The sequence below is a fragment of the Helicobacter pylori oki112 genome (assembly GCF_000600085.1).
In the GTDB taxonomy this organism is placed as follows: Bacteria; Campylobacterota; Campylobacteria; order Campylobacterales; family Helicobacteraceae; genus Helicobacter; species Helicobacter pylori_CY.
Genome location: NZ_CP006821.1, coordinates 712,230 through 734,290, shown reverse-complemented (window position 1 = coordinate 734,290; position 22,061 = coordinate 712,230). Strand labels below are relative to the sequence as shown.

Below are 22,061 nucleotides of genomic sequence, written 5' to 3'. Positions count from 1 at the left end.
AAATGTTGTATGAAAAAGTTTGTAGTGTTTAAAACGCTCTGTTTATCGGTAGTGTTAGGTAATAGTCTTTTGGCAGCAGAAGGTAGCACAGAAGTGCAAAAGCAATTGGAAAAACCAAAAGATTATAAAGCAGTGAAAGGCGAGCAAAACGCTTGGTATTTGGGAATTAGCTATCAAGTCGGTCAGGCTTCACAAAGCGTTAAAAACCCCCCCAAAAGCAGTGAATTTAACTACCCTAAGTTCCCTGTGGGTAAAACCGACTATCTAGCCGTTATGCAAGGTTTGGGGCTTACTGTGGGTTATAAGCAGTTTTTTGGGGAGAAGAGATGGTTTGGTGCACGCTATTACGGCTTCATGGATTATGGGCATGCCGTGTTTGGAGCGAACGCTTTGACATCAGATAACGGTGGGGTGTGCGAGCTTCACCAACCATGTGCGACCAAAGTAGGGACAATGGGCAATCTGTCTGACATGTTCACTTATGGTGTGGGTATTGACACTTTATACAATGTCATCAATAAAGAAGATGCGAGTTTTGGTTTCTTTTTTGGGGCTCAAATCGCGGGCAACTCTTGGGGTAATACGACAGGGGCCTTTTTGGAAACTAAAAGCCCTTATAAGCACACCTCCTATAGCCTTGATCCGGCGATTTTCCAGTTCCTTTTTAATTTAGGGATCCGCACCCATATTGGCCAGCATCAAGAATTTGACTTTGGCGTGAAGATTCCTACTATCAATGTTTATTATTTTAACCATGGGAATTTGAGCTTCACTTACCGCCGTCAATACAGCCTTTATGTAGGGTATCGTTACAATTTCTGATTTAAAACGCTTGTTTTTCTCTAATTGGATTTTCAATTAGAGTTTTCTTGCATAAGCCACCGCTTTCTTTTGAAACATTTTTTAAAGTTTTTTGAAAATTAGAATTAAAATCTTTTTGATCATGTTATGATAGTTCAAAAATTTAACAAGGATTAAGCATGTTATATTCCTCTAAAATCCAATCCCTTTCAGAATCCAAAACGATCGCTATCAGCACACTCGCTAAAGAATTGAAATCGCAAGGAAAAGATATTTTAAGTTTTTCAGCGGGCGAGCCTGATTTTGACACCCCGCAAGCGATTAAAGATGCGGCTATAAAAGCCCTAAATGACGGCTTTACAAAATACACTCCAGTGGCTGGGATCCCTGAATTGTTAAAAGCGATCGCTTTTAAATTAAAAAAAGAAAACAACTTGGATTATGAGCCGAGTGAAATTCTGGTGAGTAATGGCGCTAAGCAAAGCCTGTTCAATGCGATTCAAGCCTTAATAGGGGAGGGCGATGAGGTGGTTATCCCTGTGCCTTTTTGGGTAACTTACCCTGAGCTTGTGAAATACAGCGGAGGGGTGAGTCAATTCATTCAAACCGATGAAAAAAGCCATTTTAAAATCACTCCCAAGCAACTTAAAGACGCCTTAAGCCCCAAAACGAAAGTGCTCATTCTCACCACCCCATCAAACCCTACCGGCATGCTTTATAGCAAGGCGGAATTAGAGGCTTTGGGCGAAGTTTTAAAAGACACTCCAATTTGGGTGCTTAGCGATGAAATTTATGAAAAGCTTGTTTATAAGGGGGAGTTTGTTTCTTGTGCGGCGGTGAGTGAAGAGATGAAAAAACGCACCGTTACCATTAATGGCTTGAGTAAGTCAGTGGCGATGACGGGTTGGCGTATGGGCTATGCGGCGAGCAAGGATAAAAAATTAGTCAAATTGATGAACAACTTGCAAAGCCAATGCACTTCCAATATCAATTCTATCACGCAAATGGCTTCTATTGTGGCGCTTGAGGGGTTGGTGGATAAAGAAATTGAAACGATGCGTCAGGCTTTTGAGAAGCGCTGTAATTTAGCCCATGTAAAAATCAATGCGATTGAAGGACTGAGTGCTTTAAAACCTGATGGGGCGTTTTATCTGTTTATCCATATTGGTAGCCTTTGTGGGGGGGATTCGATGCGATTTTGCCATGAGTTGTTAGAAAAGGAAGGCGTAGCGTTAGTGCCTGGAAAGGCTTTTGGATTGGAAGGTTATGTTCGTTTGTCTTTTGCATGTTCAGAAGAACAGATTGAAAAGGGGATTGAACGCATTGCTCGCTTTGTCAAATCAAAGGGGTAAAAGAATTTTTAAAGGGGGATTTTAATCTTGTTTGGAATTTGATATTGTAGTTAGTGGCATAGCATAGTATAATGGTTTGACTTAAAAGTTTGAAAAGTGCAGTTTTCATAACTAAAATAGATTTTAAGGAATAATTATAGCAATAAGATTTGATCACAACAACAATAACTCTGAATGGATGGAAGAAAAAATCAATAATCGCTCGCCTTTTGGGGTTATCGCTTTCATTGGACTAATTCTATCGCATTTTAAAAATGTGATGAGGAGTGGCTACCTTTCTTCTGAACCAACAAAGCAAGATCAGATAAGATCTTTCTTAATAAATAAGTGTGAATTTATAGGGTTTGTTGAGATTATTATTGGACCTAGCGAAAGCTTGTTTTTTGTATATGAAAACGAGCCAAGCACGACATTCAATTTAAAAAACTACTTGTTGGTGTTAGCCACAACACATTGTAATCCAACAGCGATTTGTTATTGCGAAAACAAGCAAGACACGCAAAACACCGACACAAAAGAGATAAAATTCCTAAGAACAAGAACGCATTTTTTTGGGAAAGAATTCGGATCTACAAAAGTTAAAATTGGAATTTCAAACCCCAAGACTTTTTGGGATTCTCTTTTGGAGTTGAGGAATGAGTTTTATTCTTTTGTATTAGATGAGAATCCAATTGAAGATTATAAAGATTTTTTAATAAAAAATAAAAAAATAATAAATGATCGTATCTCCATAACATTGTATCCTCATAATGATTGTTTTGTAGACAATAAATATTCAGGTAGTGATTTTCGCATAAACTCAACTTTTGAAAAACACATGGAAGATATTAAGTCGCACTATAAGCGGTTTCGTGAGACATTTTTGCTTGACTATTCTGAAACCCTACCAAGTGAAACAATAAATAAACTAAAGGCACGAGTGATTGAAGAAAGAGATCAGCAAAAAGAAAAGAATGAGACATATAAGCAAAGCTCTGCACAAAACTTTAAGATCAATGAAATCGCTGAGAATTTAAAAAGTGGTAAGATAGTCGGTGAAAAAATTATCAGCAATGCTTTATCTTATGCAAGCAAGGAATATACAGGTTCTAGCTGTTGTTTCATAGATCCTAAGGATTTAGAGACACAATTAGTGCAATATAAACAAGATCTATTAAACGATATTATCATTGAAATAAATCAAATTAAAATTGAATATAATTTGCTTGATGATGCATTCTATTTTATCTTCGATATTGAATCTTCGATATTGATAATTCTCATCAATTAATTGTCAATGTGCCTAGAAAAGAGTTGAGAGATATGAGATTACCTAAGATGAGAACAAGAGAATCACACTCATATTTGAAAATTCAATCCATACTGAAATCTTGTGTCCGCAAAGGTTTTTATATTATACAAAATAAAACCATTGTTAATATTTTAACTCCCAAGAGTCTAGAGATGCAATTGTTACAAAAATTATCACAAAATAAAGCAGATCTATCGAATCATATTATTGAGGTTTTAAATTATCAATTATCGTTTCAACCATATCAACCGCCAATTATCACCTATGCGTTAATAAGAAAAATTCGATATAATTTCAACTATAATATATTCCATTTTATCTTTGATATTGTTAACTTTTTAGATGAAAAATTAGAATTTATTATTGAAGTGCCTAGAGAAGCGTTGGATCTAGAGAATATTGATCGGCTTGTTGAAAAAAATCATAGCCACGGTTCTTTAGCGCGTCATGTTAGAGAAGGCTATTTTATTCTTGACACACACTTGAAAGAATAAAGTTAAACCCTAAATGAAGCACCCCCTAGAAGAATTAAAAGACCCTATAGAAAATCTTTTGCTATGGATTGGACGCTTTTTACGCTACAAATGCACAAGCCTGTCTAATTCCCAAGTGAAAGACCAAAACAAGGTTTTTGAATGCTTGAACGAACTAAATCAAGCGTGCAGTGCAAGCCACTTAGAAAAGATCTGCAAAAAAGCGCGTAACGCCGGATTACTCGGGATCAACACCTACGCATTGCCCCTACTCAAATTCCACGAATACACAAAAAAGATTTCTTTAAAATCGCTCAAAAGCATTGATGAAGTACTGCTCGCTGAATTTTTGAGCGTCTATACTGGGGGTTTGAGTTTAGCCACTAAGAAAAATTATAGAATCGCCCTGCTCGGGCTTTTTAGCTACATAGACAAGCAAAATCAAGATGAAAATGAAAAATCTTATATTTATAATATCACGCTTAAAAATATCAGCGGAGTCAATCAAAGCGCGGGTAGTAAGCTCCCTACTCATTTAAATAATGAAGAATTAGAAAAATTTTTAGAGGGCATTGATAAAATAGAAATGTCCGCTAAAGTGCGTGCCAGAAACCGCCTGCTCATTAAAATCATCGTTTTTACAGGCATGCGCTCTAACGAAGCCTTACAACTTAAAATAAAGGATTTTACTTTAGAAAATGGCTGTTACACGATTTTGATTAAAGGTAAGGGCGACAAATACAGAGCGGTGATGCTCAAAGCTTTCCACATTGAGAGCCTTTTAAAAGAATGGCTCATGGAAAGGGAATTATATCCCGTTAAAAATGATTTATTGTTTTGCAATCAAAAAGGCAATGCTTTAACGCAAGCGTATTTGTATAAGCAAGTGGAGCGCATCATCAATTTTGCAGGACTCAGGCGAGAAAAAAATGGGGCACACATGTTAAGGCATTCTTTTGCGACCTTGCTTTATCAAAAACGCCATGATTTGATTTTAGTTCAAGAAGCTCTAGGGCATGCGAGCTTGAATACCAGTAGGATTTACACGCATTTTGACAAGCAGCGTTTAGAAGAAGCGGCGAGTATTTGGGAAGAAGATTAAAAACACCCCCCTACCCCCTTAAAAAAATGATTTTTACCATAAAATAACCAAAACCCCATTTTTTAAGAAATTAAAGAGTTTTTAGCTTGCTGGTTTAAAATTTTGCTTTCAAATTCTAACAGCCACTTTTTGACTTCTATGCCCCCATTATACCCCCCTAAAGCGCCATTTTTACGCACCACTCTATGACAAGGCACGATCAAAGAAATAGGGTTATTGCGATTAGCATTGCCAATAGCTCTGCAAGATCTAGGGTTATTGATGAGTTTTGCGATTTCATCATAACTTTTTGTCTTGCCATAAGGGATAGTCATTAACGCAGACCAAACTTGTTTTTGAAAAGGAGTTCCTATCAAATCTAAAGGCACATCAAATTCAAAAAGTTGTCCCAAGAAATAACGCTCCAAGGCTTGAACGCTGAGTTTTAATGGGGTATTCATAGGGGTGTTATGAGAAAAATTAGCCGCATCAAAGTCCAACCTTAATAAATGACTCTCATTAGTGCACAAATGCAAATACTCTAAAGGGAAGCTCTTAGGGGTCTTAAAATAGTAGTGGTATAAAACCATCAATTAAAAAAAGAGTTTGTATAAAACAATCAATAGCGACAAACCATACACCCCCAAAATCAAAGCTTTATGCATTTTTTCATTCAAAAGCCCCATGATCCATTTAATCCCAATGCTCACGCCCATAACAGAGCCTAATCCCACAATCGCCCCTGCTAAGAGCACTTCTTTATTGATGATGTGATGATACATTAAAGAAAAAGCTCCTGAAATAGAAGAAAACAAGATGAAAAATAACCCTAACGCCACGCATTTTTTAGAATCATACCCTAAAAAATAATGCATCAAAGGCACCATGAGCATTCCCCCACCAATCCCTAAAGTGATGGCAAAAAACCCTGTGAGCGCGCCAATTAAAAATAATTTTAAACCTTGCAAATGGTAGCGTTTAGTATCCGCTATAAAATCTTTTTTTTTGGGTTTCAAAACAAATTGGATCATAGAATACACGACTAAAAGCGCGAAAATAACCATTAAAATTTTACTGGAAACGATTTTTAAAACAAATCCGCTAAAACTCGCCCCTATCAGCCCCCCTGCCCCTATCAACAAGCCTAAAGAAAAATCAAGCGATTTTTTTTTGAAATTCAAAACAGATCCCACGAACGATGAAAGAACCATTTGCAAAATGGAAATCCCAATGGATTCTTCAAAAGAATGCCCGGTTGCGAGCATGATAGGGACAATGATCAACCCTCCACCAATGCCAAAAATCCCTGATAGAATGCCAGTAAAAAGCCCTATCGCTATGTATAACGCATAAATATCCATAAAAACCCTTAAAAAAGTAAAACCCCCTCTTAAAAGAAAATTAAAAATAACCCTATTCTAATCAAATGCAAATAACCAAACCCCCCTAAACAACGCTTTTAAAAGTGGTGCTTTTATTGGTCTGTTTTGTTTTTGCAACACAAAACATGCGAATCTTCATTGGGTTCGCTGACTGAAAGATTTCTTAATTCATAAGCCAGTTTGATAGACGCCATAGCGTCATCTAAACCAAACCCCCCTTGAGCTAAAATCTGTTTGTAGCTTTCTATATACAGATTATCAAAGCCCTGCGTGAGATTGACTTCTTCGCCCTCTAGGATCATTTTATGATAAACTTTCTCTTTAGCCACTCCCATGTGTTCTGGATTGATGGAAAAAAACCACCTTATTTTGGCATGCTCTAAAAAGAGTGTCCCCCCTATGCAATCAGGCTCTTCTTTATTGATAACCTTATCTTTAACGCCTCCAAACAAATACAATAAAGTGTCAAAAATATTCACTCCCATTTGAGTGGCTAACCCCCCACTCCTATTCACATCCGCTCGCCATGAAGAAAAATACCATTTCCCTTGAACGCTGATATAAGTGAGCGTGATGTCAAACACCTTTTCAGGGTTTTTGTCTAATTCGCTCTTAATTTTTTCTTTCAAAGCCAGCGTGTCGCAATGCAAGCGTAAGGGCAAAAGACTAAACACCCTTTTTTGGTGTTTCACCTCTAAATCTTTCAATTCTTGTATTTCGCCAGGGTCTAAAACTAAGGGTTTTTCACAAATCACATGCATGCCGTTTCTTAACCCGAAACGGATGTGATCAAAATGCGTGTGCGTGGGCGTGCAAACACTCAAATAATTGATTTCTTTACCCATAGCCTTAGATTGCTCTAAATGATTTTCAAAATCTTCAATATTGGTAAAAAACTCTGATTGCGGGAAATACTCATCTAAAACCCCCACGCTATCATGAACATCAAAAGAGCAATCCAAAAAATGCCCTGTATCTCTAATCGCTTGCAAGTGCTTGGGAGCGATAAACCCCCCTGAACCAATCATAGCAAAAAGCATTCATCTTCCTTCAAGAATTTTAATCTTATGTTAGCAAAGATTAGCTTATTTAAGCTTATATTATTGGCAATTAAAACATTCCACCGATCGATCCAACACGCTTTTTTCATCTATGCTAGGGCTTTCGCTGCGCAAATAATAAGTGGATTTGAGTCCTAATTTCCAAGCGAGCGTGTAAATTTCATGCAAGGTTTTACCGCTAGCGTTTTCTATGCGTAAAAACACATTAATGCTTTGGCCTTGATCGATCCATTTTTGGCGCACGGCTGCTGCTTTAATCAAATCTTTAGCGTCAATATCATAGGCTGATGTGTAAAAATTCCAAGTTTCTACATTCAAATTAGGCACTACAACAGGAATTAGCCCGCTCAAATTTTCTTCAAACCATTTTTTCTTATAAATGGGTTCAATCGTTTGGGTTGTGCCTACTAAAATAGAAATAGAGCTTGTGGGAGCGATCGCCATCAAATAGCCATTACGCATGCCGTTGGCTTTGACTTTTTCCCTCAAACCTTGCCAATCGCAAGCGTGATTAAAAAGCCCTTTTTCGGTGAGTTTTAAGGCTTCATTATTGGCTTTATCAATGGGGAAAATCCCCTTACTCCATTCTGAATTTTCAAAATCCTTATAAACCCCTTTTTCTTTCGCTAGATTCGCGCTCGTGTCAATCGCATGGTAGCTGATTTGCTCCATTAAAGCGTCAATTTTTTCTAAATGCTCTTTAGACCCCCAAGCGATCTGATGTTCTGCGAGCATTTGCGCTTCACCCATAACCCCTAACCCTATGGCTCTATTTTTTAAATTAGTGGCTTTGACTTTGCGGTTGGGGTAGAAATTCAAATCAATCACATTGTCTAAAAGCCTAACCATGATCGGCACAACCCTTTTAATGTCTTCTTCGGTGTTGATCTTACTTAAATTAATGCTCGCTAGATTACACACCGCCGTTTGCCCGTCTTTAGCGACTTTAGTAGCGATATAGATTTGCTTGTCCTTAAGAATGTCGGTGCTAGTGAGCTTGTTGGCGCATTTAGTGATATGATTATCTGTCGTTACCAACTGCTTTTCTTCAAAAAACTCTATGGCACCATCGGTGTATTCTATTTGCATGTAATAGTGGTTAGGTGCGGTATTTTGAAAAATCTCCGTGCACAGATTGCTGGATCGAATAATGCCTGCATGAGCGTTTGGATTGCACCGATTGGCGTTATCTTTAAAGGCTAAGAAAGGCAAGCCGGCTTCAAAATAATTCATTAAGATTTTTTTCCATAAATCTTTAGCGTTAATGTATTCTTTAATGATTTTAGGATCTTTTTCATACTCTAAGTAGCGTTTTTCAAAATCCTGCCCATAAAGCTCAGTCAAATCCTTACACTCATAAGGGTCAAACAAAGTCCACATCGCATCTTCTAAAACCCTTTTCATAAACAGATCGCACACCCAAATAGCCGGGAATAAATCATGCGCTCTTCGCCTTTCATCGCCGCTATTTTTCCTTAAATCAATGAACTCCATCACATCAATGTGCCAAATTTCCAAATACACCGCAATCGCGCCCTTTCGTGTGCCTAATTGATCCACCGCAATCGCCACATCATTAGCGATTTTTAAAAAAGGGATCGTGCCAGCGCTTGCATTTTTATGCCCATCAATATAACTCCCAATAGAGCGCACCAAAGAAAAATCCCAGCCGATCCCTCCGCCGTATTTGGACAACAGCGCCATTTCCTTATAGCTGTCAAAAATCCCCTCAATATTATCCGGCGTGCTGCCAATATAGCATGAGCTTAGCTGGTGTTTGGTGGTGCGAGCGTTCGCTAGAGTGGGGGTCGCGCACATCGCTTCAAACTTGCTTAAAACTTCATAAAATTCTAAAGCGATTTTGTTGGGTTCTTGTTCGTTTTGCGCTAAAAACATCGCAATGCTCATAAACATGTGTTGGGGCAATTCAATAGGGTTGTTGTTAGAGTCTTTTAACAAATAGCGATCATACAAGGTTTTAATCCCTAAATAATTGAATTGGAAATCCCTTTCAGGCTTGATCTGGCCATTTAAAAACTCTAAATCAAATTTTTCCTTAAAGCCCTTAAGGATACGGCCCTTTTCTTCAGCGTTTTCAAAATACTCTTTCAAATGCCTATACCCTGTAAAACCACTTACTTTATGGTATAAATCATACAAAAAAAGCCTTGAGGCGACAAAGCTCCAATTAGGCGTGTCAATATCTATCTTATCCACAGCGGTTTTAATCAAAGTTTGTTGGATTTCTTCAGTAGTGATCTTGTCCCTAAATTGCAACCTCGCATCCACTTCCAGCTCACTTTGGCTCACGCCCTCTAAATTGTCCGTAGCGTCCTTAGTGTATTTTTGGATTTTTGTAATGTCCAAAGGCTCAATGCGCCCGTTTCGTTTAACCACCGTAATCAAAATTTTTCCTTAAATTTGAATTAAATCGTTTGTTTTTTAAATTTGGAATTGTATCAATAAAAAACTTAAGAAAAAGAAAAGTTCAAGTTGGATCTGTTCTATTAATGAGAATGAGTTTTAAAGTTTTTTAATTTTTTATACCCCCCTCCATTTAATGGCATTTGGGTTAAATCACCACCCTAATTTAGCACAAAGCCTAACACAAATCCCAAAAACACACACAAGGCCAAGAATGACCAAACCCTCTACAAGGAAGTTGCTAGGATGCCCGCAATACGCCGAAACCTCATGGATAGCGGCAATAAAGGGCATCGTTAAAAGCATCACATAAAAATCCCTTAGCCTTGATCCTAACACAGCGTTATAAAACGCGCCAAAAAACCTAGCCTTAAAAATGGCTTTGAGAAACCTAGGGTATCTTACTTGGAAAGATTTATAACAATCCCTACCTCGTGGGTCAAATAAAAGGTTAGACAACAAAGCCGCTATTAGACCCACTAGCCACATATAATAGCTGTATTTAGGGTCAAAAAGCGGATCGCTAGCTGAACCATTTATGTCATAAAAAATCCTAGCGTTTATGGAGATACATATCGTATAGACTAGAGCCACTGCCCATTGATATTCCCAGTCGCTCAAACGCTCTTTTGAACCATTCAAGTTCTCTTTTGTAGTATCCATGTTATTTCCTTCCCCCCATCACCTTGACTCATTTAAGATTACCAAGCATGCCCAAAACTATAGCCGTAATCATAAAAATCACGGATAGGTTCTCTTGGGGCTTGCGGTTCTCTAGTCTGAGGCTCTCTATCAACGCCACGGATATAATCTTCTACCCTATCGCCTACTTCAGACCCAATATATCCTCCTATTGCACCACCAACAAATCCGCCCATTTTATCACCAACAAAACCCCCAACACCACCCCCTATAAATTTGCCTAATTCACCCCTTGCCTCTATTTTAGGACCAGCTATAGCCGCATTAACCATTGCACCGCATAAAACCACTACACAACTAAATGCTTTTAATCCACTCATAACAAATCCTTTCATAAAATGGAGATTCAAGGCATGTTGGACACACCTTGATAAGAATATTTATACCACAACCCTATTAAAAGCATTGTTACAGATCAGCGAAATATCACAAAAATCTCAATAAGCGTTTTGTTTCTACTCAAATTACAGGATTAAAGTAAATGATTATAATATTTTAGGATTTTTCATTATTGAAGCAAATTAAGGTTTCTTAAAAAACTTAAAATACCCGTTTTCAATAATAAGAATGGGTTTTAAAGTTTTTTAATTTTTTATACCCCCTCCATTTAATGGCATTTGGGTTAAATCACCACCCTAATTTAGCACAAAGCTTAAGAAAACCTTGAAACCCCAAAATGACCAAACCCTCTACAAGGAGATTGCTAGGATGCCCGCAATACGCCGAAATTTCATGCATAGCGATAATAAAGGGTATCGTTAAAAGCATCACATAAAAATCCCTTAGCCTTGCTCCTAACACAGCGTTATAAAACGCGCCAAAAAACCTAGCCTTAAAAATGGCTTTGAGAAACCTAGGGTATCTTACTTGGAAAGATTTATAACAATCCCTACCTCGTGGGTCAAATAAAAGGTTAGACAACAAAGCCGCTATTAGACCCACTAGCCACATATAATAGCTGTATTTAGGGTCAAAAAGCGGATCGCTAGCTGAACCATTTATGTCATAAAAAATCCTAGCGTTTATGGAGATACATATCGTATAGACTAGAGCCACTGCCCATTGATATTCCCAGTCGCTCAAACGCTCTTTTGAACCATTCAAGTTCTCTTTTGTAGTATCCATGTTATTTCCTTCCCCCCATCACCTTGACTCATTTAAGATTACCAAGCATGCCCAAAACTATAGCCGTAATCATAAAAATCACGGATAGGTTCTCTTGGGGCTTGCGGTTCTCTAGTCTGAGGCTCTCTATCAACGCCACGGATATAATCTTCTACCCTATCGCCTACTTCAGACCCAATATATCCTCCTATTGCACCACCAACAAATCCGCCCATTTTATCACCAACAAAACCCCCAACACCACCCCCTATAAATTTGCCTAATTCACCCCTTGCCTCTATTTTAGGACCAGCTATAGCCGCATTAACCATTGCACCGCATAAAACCACTACACAACTAAATGCTTTTAATCCACTCATAACAAATCCTTTCATAAAATGGAGATTCAAGGCATGTTGGACACACCTTGATAAGAATATTTATACCACAACCCTATTAAAAGCATTGTTACAGATCAGCGAAATATCACAAAAATCTCAATAAGCGTTTTGTTTCTACTCAAATTACAGGATTAAAGTAAATGATTATAATATTTTAGGATTTTTCATTATTGAAGCAAATTAAGGTTTCTTAAAAAACTTAAAATACCCGTTTTCAATGTTGGTTTGAGGGGCGCGCGAAAGGCTCAACGAACCGCTAGGAATGTCTTTAGTGATGGTGGTGCCACTACCGATTAAGACATTAGAGCCGATATTTATGGGGGCGACTAGCTGGCTATCGCTCCCTATAAAGACATTTTCACCGATGATCGTTTGGTGTTTGTTTTTACCATCGTAATTGCAAGTGATCACGCCAGCCCCTACATTTGTGTTTTTCCCTATCTCACAATCCCCTAAATAGCTCAAATGCCCTGCTTTAGCACCTTGAAGTTTGGCGTTTTTAGTTTCTACAAAATTCCCCACACGGCTGTTACAAATCACGCTTTTAGGGCGTGCATGGGCAAACGGCCCCACACTGCTATTAACAATTTGGCTCTCTTCTATCACGCTATAGGCCTTAATATGCGCATTTTCTATCAAGCAATTCCCGCTCAAACGCACCCCTTGCTCTAAAACGCACTCCCCCTTAAAATTCACGCCTTTTTCTAAATAAATACTACCAGGCAATTGCATCACTACCCCCAAATCCATGGCGTTTTTCCGCAGTCTTTCTAGCATGATTTCTTCAGCCTTCGCCCTTTCTGTTTGGCTATTCACCCCTAAAAAGCACTCTTCTTCTAAAAAAATAGCGTCAATTGTTTCGTTTTCGTTGATTCCTAGGGCGATTAAATCCGTGAGGTAATATTCTTTTTGGGCGTTTTGGTCATGGAGCTTGGGTAAGTATTTTTCTAAAAACTCCCTTTCAAACCCATACACGCCAGCATTCACGCTTTTAATGGTTTTTTCTTTGGTATTAGCGTCCTTTTCTTCTACAATCTTTTTAACCTGATAATCTTCTAAAATAACGCGCCCATAACCTTTAGGGTCAGCCAAATGGAGTAAGCCTATAGCGTTATTATGGCTTTCTAATAAGGGGGCGAGAGCGTCTTTAGTGATTAAGGGCATGTCCGCATTCAAAATCAAAACCCGCTCATGTTTCGTGGGGATAGGCGTTTTATCTTCTTGCATGATGGCCCCACCTGTTCCTGAATATTTTTCCACGATTTGAGTGTGGAAAATTACGCCCTTAAAACGCTTCAATACCGCTTCTTTAATGCGTTCTTGTTGGTGGTGCAAGATAAGATGCACATCATCGCTGATTGAAAAAGCCGTTTCTAAAATGTAAAACAACATAGGCTCCCCGCAAATCGTGTGTAAAGTTTTAGGCAGGCTAGAATGCATGCGAGTGCCTTTACCAGCGGCCAGTATGATGACAGAAAGCATTAAAATCCTTAAACTTATTTTAGGGAATTTTAACATGCCTTATCTTATAATTTGGCTTCGTTTTTATCAAAGATTTAAGGCTAGAATTTTGCGTTTTTTCATTTTTTTAATCCTCATTTGCCCTTTAATATGCCCTTTAATGAGCGCTGATAGCGCATTGCCCAGCGTCAATCTCTCTTTAAACGCTCCTAATGATCCTAAACAGCTTGTAACCACCCTTAATGTCATCGCCCTGCTCACGCTGTTAGTTTTAGCCCCATCATTGATTTTAGTGATGACGAGTTTCACCCGTTTGATCGTGGTGTTTTCTTTTTTAAGGACCGCTTTAGGCACGCAACAAACCCCACCCACTCAAATTTTAGTCTCGCTCTCTTTGATATTGACTTTTTTCATCATGGAACCTAGCTTGAAAAAGGCTTATGATACAGGGATTAAGCCTTATATGGATAAAAAGATTTCTTACACCGAAGCGTTTGAAAAAAGCACTCTGCCTTTCAAAGAATTCATGCTTAAAAACACACGAGAAAAGGATCTAGCGCTTTTTTTTAGGATTAGAAACCTCCCCAACCCTAAAACCCCTAATGAGGTGAGTTTGAGCGTTTTAATCCCAGCATTTATGATAAGCGAGTTGAAAACAGCGTTTCAAATCGGCTTTTTACTCTACTTGCCTTTTTTGGTGATTGATATGGTGATCAGCTCTATTTTAATGGCGATGGGCATGATGATGCTCCCGCCTGTAATGATTTCTCTGCCTTTTAAAATTTTAGTGTTTATTCTGGTAGATGGGTTTAATTTATTGACCGAAAATTTAGTGGCGAGTTTTAAAATGGTTTAATATTAAAAGCATTCAAGCGATAAAAGCTTGAAGCTAGTTTAAAACTCATAATTCAAATACGCTGTAATGGATCTCCCTGGTGCTGGCTCTCTTCCTGTAGGGCTTGTGCCAATTCCCCTAAAGTAATACTTCATGTTGAAAAGGTTATTGATTTGCAAGCTCCCTGTAATTTTATGCCTACCGCTTTGCCATAAAACTGAGCTTACTTGAACATTCAACACAAAATACAAGGGCAATAACCCCACTGAATTACAACCATACTCTAGTCCCCCTGTGTATTCTGGGTTTAAAGGCAGGCACACGGTTTGGCTTTTGGCTTGATTGAGCATGGAACTATAGGCGCGACTATAGAAATAGCTACTAATACCAAAAGTCGTGTGCTTGTAAGTATACATCATGTCAAATATGAATTGGTTAGGACTCACATAAGGCAAACGCTTCCCTTTAATGTCAAAGGGTTTATTGACAATACCTGTAAAATAATAAGCAATATCATCAGCGTTAGAAGTGATGCGCGCATCAATGTAAGTGTAAGCCACATGAAATTGCAAACCCCTAATTGGCGCGTAATACAATTCCAATTCCACCCCTTGACTCCTAGCGTTGATAGGCTGTGGGCTATAGCCTCCCGCATAGTAACGATTGGCAAAAATCACAAAATAATTGGTATTAAAGCTCAATAGATTTTTATAACTATAGCGTTGCCCTACTTCAATTTCATTAAAAATTTGGTTGTAATTAGTCCTACTAATGCCTAGCATTGTATGTTGCGGGGGGATAAAACTGCGGCGGTAGTTCGCATACCATATCCAATTTTCCATAGGTTTATAGCCAATGTTAAGGCCGGGACTCCATTCGTTTTGACGCTTTTTGGTAATATTCCATACAGAAAAATCATGCTTTTCTGGCTCTTTGTTGGTATAGTTCAAAAAAGTGTATCTAATGCCTGGAGTTATCACCAATTTAGAATCAAAAAGCTCTATTTTATCGCTCAACCATACCGCTGTATAGTTGTTAAACAAGTCTTGATTGTTGCTGGGTGTTTTAGAAAGAACAAAAGGAGGCATGCGGCACACCCCATTAAAAATATCGGTTTTTTCGCATGTGCTTTGATCCAATCTAAAATACATATCCATTGTCATAAAACGCATGCCCACATTAAAGGTTTGCTTAACTTTATTGGTATTGACAACTAAATTCAAATTAGGCTCAAATGCGTTCATTATATAACGCCTTAAATGATCAAAGATAAAAAATCCTGCATAGTTTTGATCGGTATAAACAGGGCCTAATTTAGGATTGGTATTGACATTCAAAAAATTAGAATCAAATTGAAAATCCCTTGACATGTCATGCCCATAGTAGCTAAAAGTGAAATCCCCACCTATTTTATCCGTATCCCCAAAAAAGTTTTGATACACAGCTCCCCATCGCTTCGCTCTCCCGCTTTTATTGTTATTAGGGCGGTTGTTTTGAAAACGATTTTGATTATAAGCGGCTATGCCTAAAGTTCCGGGGTCTGCCATAAAGTAATTATAGTATTGGAAAAAAGCAGTGATCTTATTATTATCATTGATTTGATACAAGGAATCTAGCATGTAGTTTTGAATGTTCGTAGGGCTGTTGTATCTAAACCCTTGCCCTTTAAGCCAGTTGGCTTGAGCTTGGATTCCAAAATGCTTATTCATCATGCCTCCTGTTCTTAAATAAGTGTCAAAAAGCATGTTATTAGCTAAGCTCTTGTCAAGGTTTTTAGAATTTTGATTGAAAAAGCCCCCATTTTCAGATTTGCCCCAAAAAGTGGCCCTCTCGCTCACCTGACTCTCCCACTTGGTAGGAATGCCCTTAGTGATCACATTAATCACACCGCCAAAAACATTAGGGCCATAACGCACGCTCTCCCCACCCTTGGTTACGCTGATTCTATCAACAGATTGAAAGGTTACAGGGAAAATAGGAATGCTGATATCAACATAGGGCGCAACATAAATAGGGATCCCATTGACTAAAACCATAGCCGTATTGGAATGCCCTGAACTCCCCCCACCAAACCCCCTAACAGAAAAGCTAGGCACAGCTCCAATACCCGTAGCGTTTCTAATATGCACGCCTGGCACATTTTGCAAAGCTTCTTCAATGCTTTGATTCGCACTTTTAGTGAGTTGCTTGTTAGAAATCACCGTGCGAGAACCCATATAGTTTCTCACTTCCTTGCTCCTCCAGCTTAAAGGCGCTTCTTTATCGTTAGCCACCCCTGAAGCTTCTACCCTTTCCAAATTATGAGTTTTCATGCCATGCACACTATAACTCAAAACAACCAAAGAGACTAAAATTCTTTTCATTTACCACCTTTTATGAAAAATGTTCCTTTTTTTACAATAAGGCGAAATTTATAATAATTATTATTAGTTTTAGCTTAAATTTTGAGACAATTATTATTTAAATTAAATTTAATTGGCTTTTTTGTCAAAAATGCCGATTGATGCGAATGTTTATAGAAAAGATTGGGAGAAAAATAAAAATAAAATTTTTTTAATATTTCTAATGGGGTGAATTTTGAACAAATAAAGGGTTTTTAAACCCTTTTTTACGGCTAGCCATTAAATCAAAATTTGAGTCGCATAAAAAGCTATCAAGGAAAACGCATACGCTACAACGGTTGTGAAGATGAACAAATACGCTACAAACTTGATCCCCCCAGCTTCCCTACCAAAAGTAATGGTCGCTGCAAAACAAGGGATATAAAACATCACAAACACGATAAAAGCGATCCCGCTAGGCACGCTGACTTCTTTTCTTAAAATCTCTCTAAAAGCGTCAGATTTTTCATTTTGATCCCCTAAAGAAAACAACACCCCCAAAGTAGAAACCACCACCTCTTTAGCCATAAATCCGGTTACAAGCGAGACGCTCAAACGCCAATCAAAATCCATAGGGCTAAAGACTTTTTCTAAATACGCCCCACCTCTTCCTACAACGCTGTTTTTTAAATTCTTTTGATCCAATTTGGTTTTTAATTCTTTTAATTTTTCTTCTTTAGCTTCGCTTGAAAGAGTGGTGTCTTTATCCACTAATAAGCTTTCTTGTTTATAAGTTTTCATAGCCGCATCGCTTTTAGGGTATTGAGACATAAACCAGATTAAAATCGCTCCCACTAAAATATAAGTCCCAGCCTTTTTAAGGTAAGAAAGCGATTTGGTATAGATACTGAAATAGACCATTCTCCAACTGGGAAAGCGGTATTTGGGCATTTCCATAATAAAGGATTCGGTCTGTCCTTTAAACACGCTTAATTTGAGCAATTTGGCCATCACTAACGCCACAACCGCTCCCAAAATATAAATACAAAACAGCACAAACCCCGCGCTTGAAGAAGGGAAAAACGAGCCTACAAACAGCACATAAATAGGGAGTCTTGCCGAGCAGCTCATAAAACCGATCACAAAAAGCGTGATCAATCGTTCGTTATAGTTTTGTAAGGTTCTTGTCGCCATGTAAGCGGGCACAGAGCAGCCAAAACCGGTGATTAAAGGGATAAAACTCTTCCCATGCAAGCCAAATTTATGCAAGATCCCATCTAACAAAAACGCTACCCTACTCATATAGCCTGTCGTTTCTAGTAAAGAAATCCCAAAATACAACACCACAATTAAAGGCAAGAATGAAACCGTCGCTCCCACTCCCCCAATAATGCCATCGCCCACCAAAGACGCTAAATCTTCATTAGCCACATTTTCTTTAACGCTATCGCTCAAAAATTTAAACCCCTCTTCAAGCGCTTTTTGCACTCCCCCCCCTATTAAAAAGCTCAAGGAAAAAATGATAAACATAAACCCTAAAAAAATGAAAATCCCATAACGAGGGTGCATTAAGATCTTATCAATCTTATAAGTGTGTTCAAAGCTCGCATTTTGTTTGTCTTCACTGATCACTAATTGAGCGATTCTTTGAGCGCTCTGGCTGTATTTTAAAGACTCCTTAAAACTTTGAGATGGGACTTTTATACTTTCATTGTTTGTGGTGTTTTGAGAATAAAGCCTGACAATTTCATCTAATAAAAGCTCTGTATTCAAGCGATCTTCTTTGGATCTTGTGCTTGTAGGCACGCACACAACCCCTAATTCTTGAGAAAGCTTTTCTGTATTGATTTTAATGCCTTCTTTTTGCGCCTCATCCCACATGTTGAGCGCAAGAAGCATTTTTTTATTCGTGTCTAACAGCTGCACGCTTAAAGCTAAATTGCGTTCTAAATTGGTGGAATCCACCACATTAAGAATGAGATCGTATTGCCCTTTTTCTAAAAAATCTTTAGTAACCTTTTCTTCAGTGGTGAAGTCATTGAGTGCGTAAGTGCCAGGTAAATCAATGATAGTGATTTGACGCTCTTTATGAATCAAACTCACTTCCATTTTATCCACGGTAACCCCGGCAAAATTCCCCACTTTCAAATGGGCGTTGCTCAAAGCGTTGATAAGGGAGGATTTCCCCACATTAGGTTGGCCCACAAGAGCGACAATGATTTCTTCCACTTCCAATTCTCCAAATAAGTTTTTTAATTTTTGGTTATATAGTTTTGATATTAAAAATTGGCACTATAGCGCTATAAGACTAATTGTTATATAATAAAAGCGAAACAAGAATGTTAAAAGGCGAAAGGAGCGTGTAATGTTGTGCGTGTTTGATATAGAAACCATTCCTAGCGTGAGCTTGTGTAAAGAGCATTTTCAATTAGAAGAAAATGATGCGTTAAAAATCTGTGAACGGAGTTTTGAAAAGCAAAAAGAAAAAAGCGGGAGCGAGTTTTTGCCTCTTTATTTGCATGAAATTATCTCTATTGCAGCGGTCATAGGCGATGATTATGGGAAGTTTCTCAAAGTGGGGAATTTTGGTCAAAAACACGAAAACAGAGAAGATTTTGCGAGCGAAAAAGAGCTTTTAGAGGACTTTTTCAAATACTTTAATGAAAAGCAACCGCGCTTGATAAGCTTCAATGGCAGAGGTTTTGATATTCCCCTACTCACGCTCAAAGCCCTTAAATACAATTTAACTTTAGACGCTTTTTACAACCAAGAAAACAAATGGGAAAATTACCGCGCGCGCTATAGCGAGCAGTTTCATTTGGATTTAATGGATAGCTTGAGCCATTATGGATCCGTTAGGGGGTTGAATTTAAATGGCGTTTGCTCTATGATGAATATTCCTGGTAAATTTGATGTGAGCGGGGATTTGGTGCATGCGATTTATTACAACCCACAATTAAGCCAAAAGGAGAAAAAAGGCATTATTGATAGCTATTGCCAAAGCGATGCGCTTAACACTTACTGGCTTTTTTTAAAATACGAAGTGTTAAAAGGCGCTTTAAATAAGGAGCAATACCTTGGATTATTGAGCGATTTTTTAGAAAAATTCCCTAAAGAAAAATCCTATTCAAGCGTTTTTATTAACGCTTTAGAGAAAGAGATTAGGGAGTTTGCTTAAAACTCTATGATTATAGAAACAATCTATCTAATATTTTTAATAAAGAGTCTTTTATGCCTACAATATCAAAAAATAAACCATATAGTTTTATTAAAAACCTTGAGTTTTACACAATTAAACATATTAAGGATATGGGTTCTAACCCTAGCGAAGACCATTTAAATAAATTGCTAGAATTGTTTAAACAAGATTTAAGTATTGATCTAAAAAGAGAGATAGTAAGCTCTATTGGTAGGCAACTTGATGATGATATTATTTATAATTTTTTAAAGCAAGAAGCTTTTAAAGAACATTACATGGAAGTTGTTTATCAATTTTTACGCACTGCTTTATATAAATCTAAGGATATGCGATTCGCAAAATTATGCGATGACTTGTTGCAATACTATCAAAATGAAAACATGCAAAAAATGAAACAATACTATGACTATCGCCACACCAAAAAACCACCTTTAAAAATTATAGAAAATATTATTAAAAAACCTTCTTTATTAATTGGGGATAATGCACAAACGCTCAATAAAATCGCCCCTAATTCTATCAATCTTATTTTTACTTCACCACCTTACTATAATGCTAGAATTTATAGTGATTATAAAAATTACAAAGATTATCTAAATGCCATGTCTCAAAGTTTAAAGGCTTGTTTTAGAGTGTTAGAAGAGGGGCGTTTTATTATCATTAATGTTTCACCTGTGATCACCAAGAGAGCTGGGCGTGAGTTTGAAAGCGTGCGTTATCCTATTCATTTTGATTTCCATCAAATTTTAATTGACAATGGATTTTACTTTGTAGATGAAATCCTATGGATTAAACCTGATTTTAGTGTGCCTAATCGTATTGGAGGATATTTACAAAATAAAAAACCTTTAGGATACAAGCCTAATTGTGTGAGTGAAAGTTTGTTAGTTTATCGTAAAAAAGCCCCTTTTCTACTAGATAAAAATATTAAAATAGCTGAAAAACGATTAAAACCAAGCAAACAAAATAATACTTTATTTGGAAAAAAAGAATTGCCTATAGAAACTACCAATTGTTGGTATATTACTCCCAAGTCTAGTAAAGACCATCCGGCTGTATTCCCTGAAAGTCTTTGTGAAAGAGTGCTAAATTACTACTCTTTTGAAAATGAAGTTGTATGTGACCCTTTTGCCGGTAGTGGCACTTTTGGAATGGTTGCAAAATCTATGGGGCGTATTCCTTTATTATGTGAACAACATCCAAAATATGCTCAAAATCTAATCAAACTTGGTTTTAAGGAAATCTAAAAATGAATTTTAATGAATTAGCTTTAAATCATACGATTAATTTACTCTTAAAAGGAAAAGATTATAGAGAAGTAGTTCTAAACACTATTAACACAGAGTTTTTAGATTTTGCTATATCTTTTTTTAAAGATATTATTTACACAAAAATGCATGATAAATCTATAGATTTTAGTTGGTATCAGCAATATGTTATGAATAATAAAGATCCAAAAGATATAGCCATTCTGTGCGGAACCAATATCAAAACCATTTTTAATACTTATGGGACTTCTACTAAAGAAGTTGTTTTAGATATTGCACAAAATAATTTAAAATATCTATATGAAATATTGCAGAACTTAGAAAATAACAATATGGCAGATTTAGGTATCAATATTAAAATTACCTATAAGGATATTAGTGTTAATTTAGATTTAAAAGAAAGCTTGCTTGTTATTAATGCTTTAGCAACCAAGAAAATTGCTTTGAGAGGAAGTGCATATTCTATGATAGGTAAAAGAATTGAAAAGCCTTTAATGTTAGAATTGTGTAAGCGTTGCGGTATTTCAGAAAGTCATATTGATGCAACTAATTTTAAGAAAGACAAAAAATTGGAGTATGATAGAGAAGTAGATTTTAAACTTTATAATAAGGATAGGAGTAAAGTTTATAGGGTAGAAGTTAAATTAATGAGTAAAGGCAATCCCGAAAGTGCTGATGCGGTCATTGCAAGAGATACAGATATTTTTATAGCTTATACCCTAAGCGAACAGAATAAACAACAGCTTGAAAATTTAAATATTGTTTATTTAGAACTAAAAAATAATTCCAATATTCTATTAGATTTTAAAAAACTCTGTAAGCGTTTAGATATACCATTAATAAATCATGCATGAAACTTATATTCTATTTATTTAAGATGTTGTGAATTTTAGAGAAACTATCTA

The 22,061-nt window shown here is 37.1% G+C and carries 19 protein-coding genes and 1 pseudogene; 9 read left to right on the top strand and 11 right to left on the bottom strand.

The features are described 5' to 3' along the window. Window positions 1–9 precede the first annotated feature (9 nt). The 5 genes from HPOKI112_RS03550 to xerH all read left to right on the top strand — a co-directional run bounded on the left by HPOKI112_RS03550 (window position 10) and on the right by xerH (window position 5,019). Window positions 10–822, top strand: a complete 813-nt coding sequence (locus HPOKI112_RS03550; protein WP_025276871.1) for an outer membrane protein — start codon at window positions 10–12, stop codon at window positions 820–822. A 158-nt stretch (window positions 823–980) separates the two neighbouring features. Then, window positions 981–2,153 (top strand): pyridoxal phosphate-dependent aminotransferase, encoded by a 1,173-nt coding sequence (locus tag HPOKI112_RS03545; RefSeq protein ID WP_025309779.1) that lies wholly within the window; start codon window positions 981–983, stop codon window positions 2,151–2,153. Window positions 2,154–2,331: 178 nt separating this feature from the next. Continuing rightward, complete coding sequence (locus tag HPOKI112_RS03540) at window positions 2,332–3,423, top strand: hypothetical protein (RefSeq protein ID WP_412127276.1); 1,092 nt, start codon at window positions 2,332–2,334, stop codon at window positions 3,421–3,423. A gap of 173 nt (window positions 3,424–3,596) precedes the next feature. Next, window positions 3,597–3,938 carry a hypothetical protein gene (locus tag HPOKI112_RS08440; RefSeq protein WP_235169407.1) on the top strand — a complete coding sequence of 114 codons (342 nt, stop codon included), beginning with the start codon at window positions 3,597–3,599 and terminating at the stop codon, window positions 3,936–3,938. 13 nt (window positions 3,939–3,951) lie between these two features. Beyond that, window positions 3,952–5,019 (top strand): tyrosine recombinase XerH, encoded by a 1,068-nt coding sequence (gene xerH / locus HPOKI112_RS03535; RefSeq protein ID WP_025309778.1) that lies wholly within the window; start codon window positions 3,952–3,954, stop codon window positions 5,017–5,019. Between the two features lie 62 nt (window positions 5,020–5,081). Here the strand turns inward: xerH and HPOKI112_RS03530 are convergent, their stop codons facing one another. The 9 genes from HPOKI112_RS03530 to glmU all read right to left on the bottom strand — a co-directional run bounded on the left by HPOKI112_RS03530 (window position 5,082) and on the right by glmU (window position 13,554). Beyond that, window positions 5,082–5,588 carry a methylated-DNA--[protein]-cysteine S-methyltransferase gene (locus HPOKI112_RS03530; RefSeq protein ID WP_025309777.1) on the bottom strand — a complete coding sequence of 169 codons (507 nt, stop codon included), beginning with the start codon at window positions 5,586–5,588 and terminating at the stop codon, window positions 5,082–5,084. 3 nt (window positions 5,589–5,591) lie between these two features. Continuing rightward, window positions 5,592–6,359, bottom strand: a complete 768-nt coding sequence (locus tag HPOKI112_RS03525) for a sulfite exporter TauE/SafE family protein (RefSeq protein ID WP_025276868.1) — start codon at window positions 6,357–6,359, stop codon at window positions 5,592–5,594. Between the two features lie 113 nt (window positions 6,360–6,472). Then, a complete protein-coding gene (locus HPOKI112_RS03520; RefSeq protein WP_025309776.1) occupies window positions 6,473–7,420 on the bottom strand; it encodes a Gfo/Idh/MocA family protein in 948 nt (315 codons plus the stop codon). Between the two features lie 60 nt (window positions 7,421–7,480). Further along, window positions 7,481–9,847 carry a ribonucleoside-diphosphate reductase subunit alpha gene (locus HPOKI112_RS03515; RefSeq protein WP_025309775.1) on the bottom strand — a complete coding sequence of 789 codons (2,367 nt, stop codon included), beginning with the start codon at window positions 9,845–9,847 and terminating at the stop codon, window positions 7,481–7,483. A gap of 171 nt (window positions 9,848–10,018) precedes the next feature. Next, window positions 10,019–10,528: a hypothetical protein gene (locus tag HPOKI112_RS03510; RefSeq protein WP_038418638.1), complete on the bottom strand. Its 510-nt coding sequence runs from the start codon at window positions 10,526–10,528 to the stop codon at window positions 10,019–10,021. Between the two features lie 38 nt (window positions 10,529–10,566). Then, window positions 10,567–10,887, bottom strand: coding sequence for a hypothetical protein (locus tag HPOKI112_RS03505; RefSeq protein ID WP_000015761.1), 321 nt, complete (start codon window positions 10,885–10,887; stop codon window positions 10,567–10,569). 307 nt (window positions 10,888–11,194) lie between these two features. Beyond that, entirely contained in the window at window positions 11,195–11,692 is a 498-nt protein-coding gene (locus tag HPOKI112_RS03500; protein WP_025309773.1) for a hypothetical protein, read from the bottom strand. Window positions 11,693–11,730: 38 nt separating this feature from the next. After that, the gene (locus HPOKI112_RS03495) at window positions 11,731–12,051 is read right to left on the bottom strand and encodes a hypothetical protein (RefSeq protein ID WP_000015761.1); all 321 of its coding nucleotides are present in this window, start codon (window positions 12,049–12,051) and stop codon (window positions 11,731–11,733) included. 201 nt (window positions 12,052–12,252) lie between these two features. Further along, the gene (gene glmU / locus HPOKI112_RS03490; RefSeq protein WP_025309772.1) at window positions 12,253–13,554 is read right to left on the bottom strand and encodes a bifunctional UDP-N-acetylglucosamine diphosphorylase/glucosamine-1-phosphate N-acetyltransferase GlmU; all 1,302 of its coding nucleotides are present in this window, start codon (window positions 13,552–13,554) and stop codon (window positions 12,253–12,255) included. 88 nt (window positions 13,555–13,642) lie between these two features. Between glmU and fliP the strand changes: the two genes are divergently transcribed. After that, window positions 13,643–14,389: a flagellar type III secretion system pore protein FliP gene (gene fliP, locus HPOKI112_RS03485; RefSeq protein ID WP_025309771.1), complete on the top strand. Its 747-nt coding sequence runs from the start codon at window positions 13,643–13,645 to the stop codon at window positions 14,387–14,389. Between the two features lie 38 nt (window positions 14,390–14,427). Here fliP and HPOKI112_RS03480 read toward each other — a convergent pair whose 3' ends face one another. Both HPOKI112_RS03480 and feoB read right to left on the bottom strand, forming a co-directional pair. Continuing rightward, entirely contained in the window at window positions 14,428–16,731 is a 2,304-nt protein-coding gene (locus tag HPOKI112_RS03480) for a TonB-dependent receptor family protein (protein ID WP_025309770.1), read from the bottom strand. A 258-nt stretch (window positions 16,732–16,989) separates the two neighbouring features. Then, window positions 16,990–18,918: a ferrous iron transport protein B gene (feoB, locus tag HPOKI112_RS03475; protein ID WP_025309769.1), complete on the bottom strand. Its 1,929-nt coding sequence runs from the start codon at window positions 18,916–18,918 to the stop codon at window positions 16,990–16,992. Between the two features lie 121 nt (window positions 18,919–19,039). Here feoB and HPOKI112_RS03470 point away from each other — a divergent pair. The 3 genes and pseudogenes from HPOKI112_RS03470 to HPOKI112_RS03460 all read left to right on the top strand — a co-directional run. Further along, a pseudogene (locus HPOKI112_RS03470) lies at window positions 19,040–19,867 on the top strand (3'-5' exonuclease); the annotation flags it as partial. Between the two features lie 53 nt (window positions 19,868–19,920). After that, window positions 19,921–21,135, top strand: a complete 1,215-nt coding sequence (locus HPOKI112_RS03465) for a DNA-methyltransferase (RefSeq protein WP_025222809.1) — start codon at window positions 19,921–19,923, stop codon at window positions 21,133–21,135. 2 nt (window positions 21,136–21,137) lie between these two features. Further along, a complete protein-coding gene (locus HPOKI112_RS03460; RefSeq protein ID WP_025288140.1) occupies window positions 21,138–22,010 on the top strand; it encodes a CfrBI family restriction endonuclease in 873 nt (290 codons plus the stop codon). The last annotated feature ends 51 nt before the right edge of the window (window positions 22,011–22,061 follow it).

Bases quoted from the DNA above. Each gene is read 5' to 3' on its own strand.
- HPOKI112_RS03465 (WP_025222809.1), top strand. From the start codon at position 19,921: ATGCCTACAATATCAAAAAATAAACCATATAGTTTTATTAAAAACCTT.
- HPOKI112_RS03510 (WP_038418638.1), bottom strand. From the start codon at position 10,528: ATGGATACTACAAAAGAGAACTTGAATGGTTCAAAAGAGCGTTTGAGC.
- HPOKI112_RS03480 (WP_025309770.1), bottom strand. From the start codon at position 16,731: ATGAAAAGAATTTTAGTCTCTTTGGTTGTTTTGAGTTATAGTGTGCAT.
- HPOKI112_RS03530 (WP_025309777.1), bottom strand. From the start codon at position 5,588: ATGGTTTTATACCACTACTATTTTAAGACCCCTAAGAGCTTCCCTTTA.
- HPOKI112_RS03520 (WP_025309776.1), bottom strand. From the start codon at position 7,420: ATGCTTTTTGCTATGATTGGTTCAGGGGGGTTTATCGCTCCCAAGCAC.
- glmU (WP_025309772.1), bottom strand. From the start codon at position 13,554: ATGCTTTCTGTCATCATACTGGCCGCTGGTAAAGGCACTCGCATGCAT.
- HPOKI112_RS03500 (WP_025309773.1), bottom strand. From the start codon at position 11,692: ATGGATACTACAAAAGAGAACTTGAATGGTTCAAAAGAGCGTTTGAGC.
- HPOKI112_RS03460 (WP_025288140.1), top strand. From the start codon at position 21,138: ATGAATTTTAATGAATTAGCTTTAAATCATACGATTAATTTACTCTTA.
- xerH (WP_025309778.1), top strand. From the start codon at position 3,952: ATGAAGCACCCCCTAGAAGAATTAAAAGACCCTATAGAAAATCTTTTG.
- HPOKI112_RS03545 (WP_025309779.1), top strand. From the start codon at position 981: ATGTTATATTCCTCTAAAATCCAATCCCTTTCAGAATCCAAAACGATC.
- HPOKI112_RS03540 (WP_412127276.1), top strand. From the start codon at position 2,332: ATGGAAGAAAAAATCAATAATCGCTCGCCTTTTGGGGTTATCGCTTTC.
- HPOKI112_RS03495 (WP_000015761.1), bottom strand. From the start codon at position 12,051: ATGAGTGGATTAAAAGCATTTAGTTGTGTAGTGGTTTTATGCGGTGCA.
- HPOKI112_RS08440 (WP_235169407.1), top strand. From the start codon at position 3,597: ATGCAATTGTTACAAAAATTATCACAAAATAAAGCAGATCTATCGAAT.
- HPOKI112_RS03550 (WP_025276871.1), top strand. From the start codon at position 10: ATGAAAAAGTTTGTAGTGTTTAAAACGCTCTGTTTATCGGTAGTGTTA.
- HPOKI112_RS03505 (WP_000015761.1), bottom strand. From the start codon at position 10,887: ATGAGTGGATTAAAAGCATTTAGTTGTGTAGTGGTTTTATGCGGTGCA.
- HPOKI112_RS03525 (WP_025276868.1), bottom strand. From the start codon at position 6,359: ATGGATATTTATGCGTTATACATAGCGATAGGGCTTTTTACTGGCATT.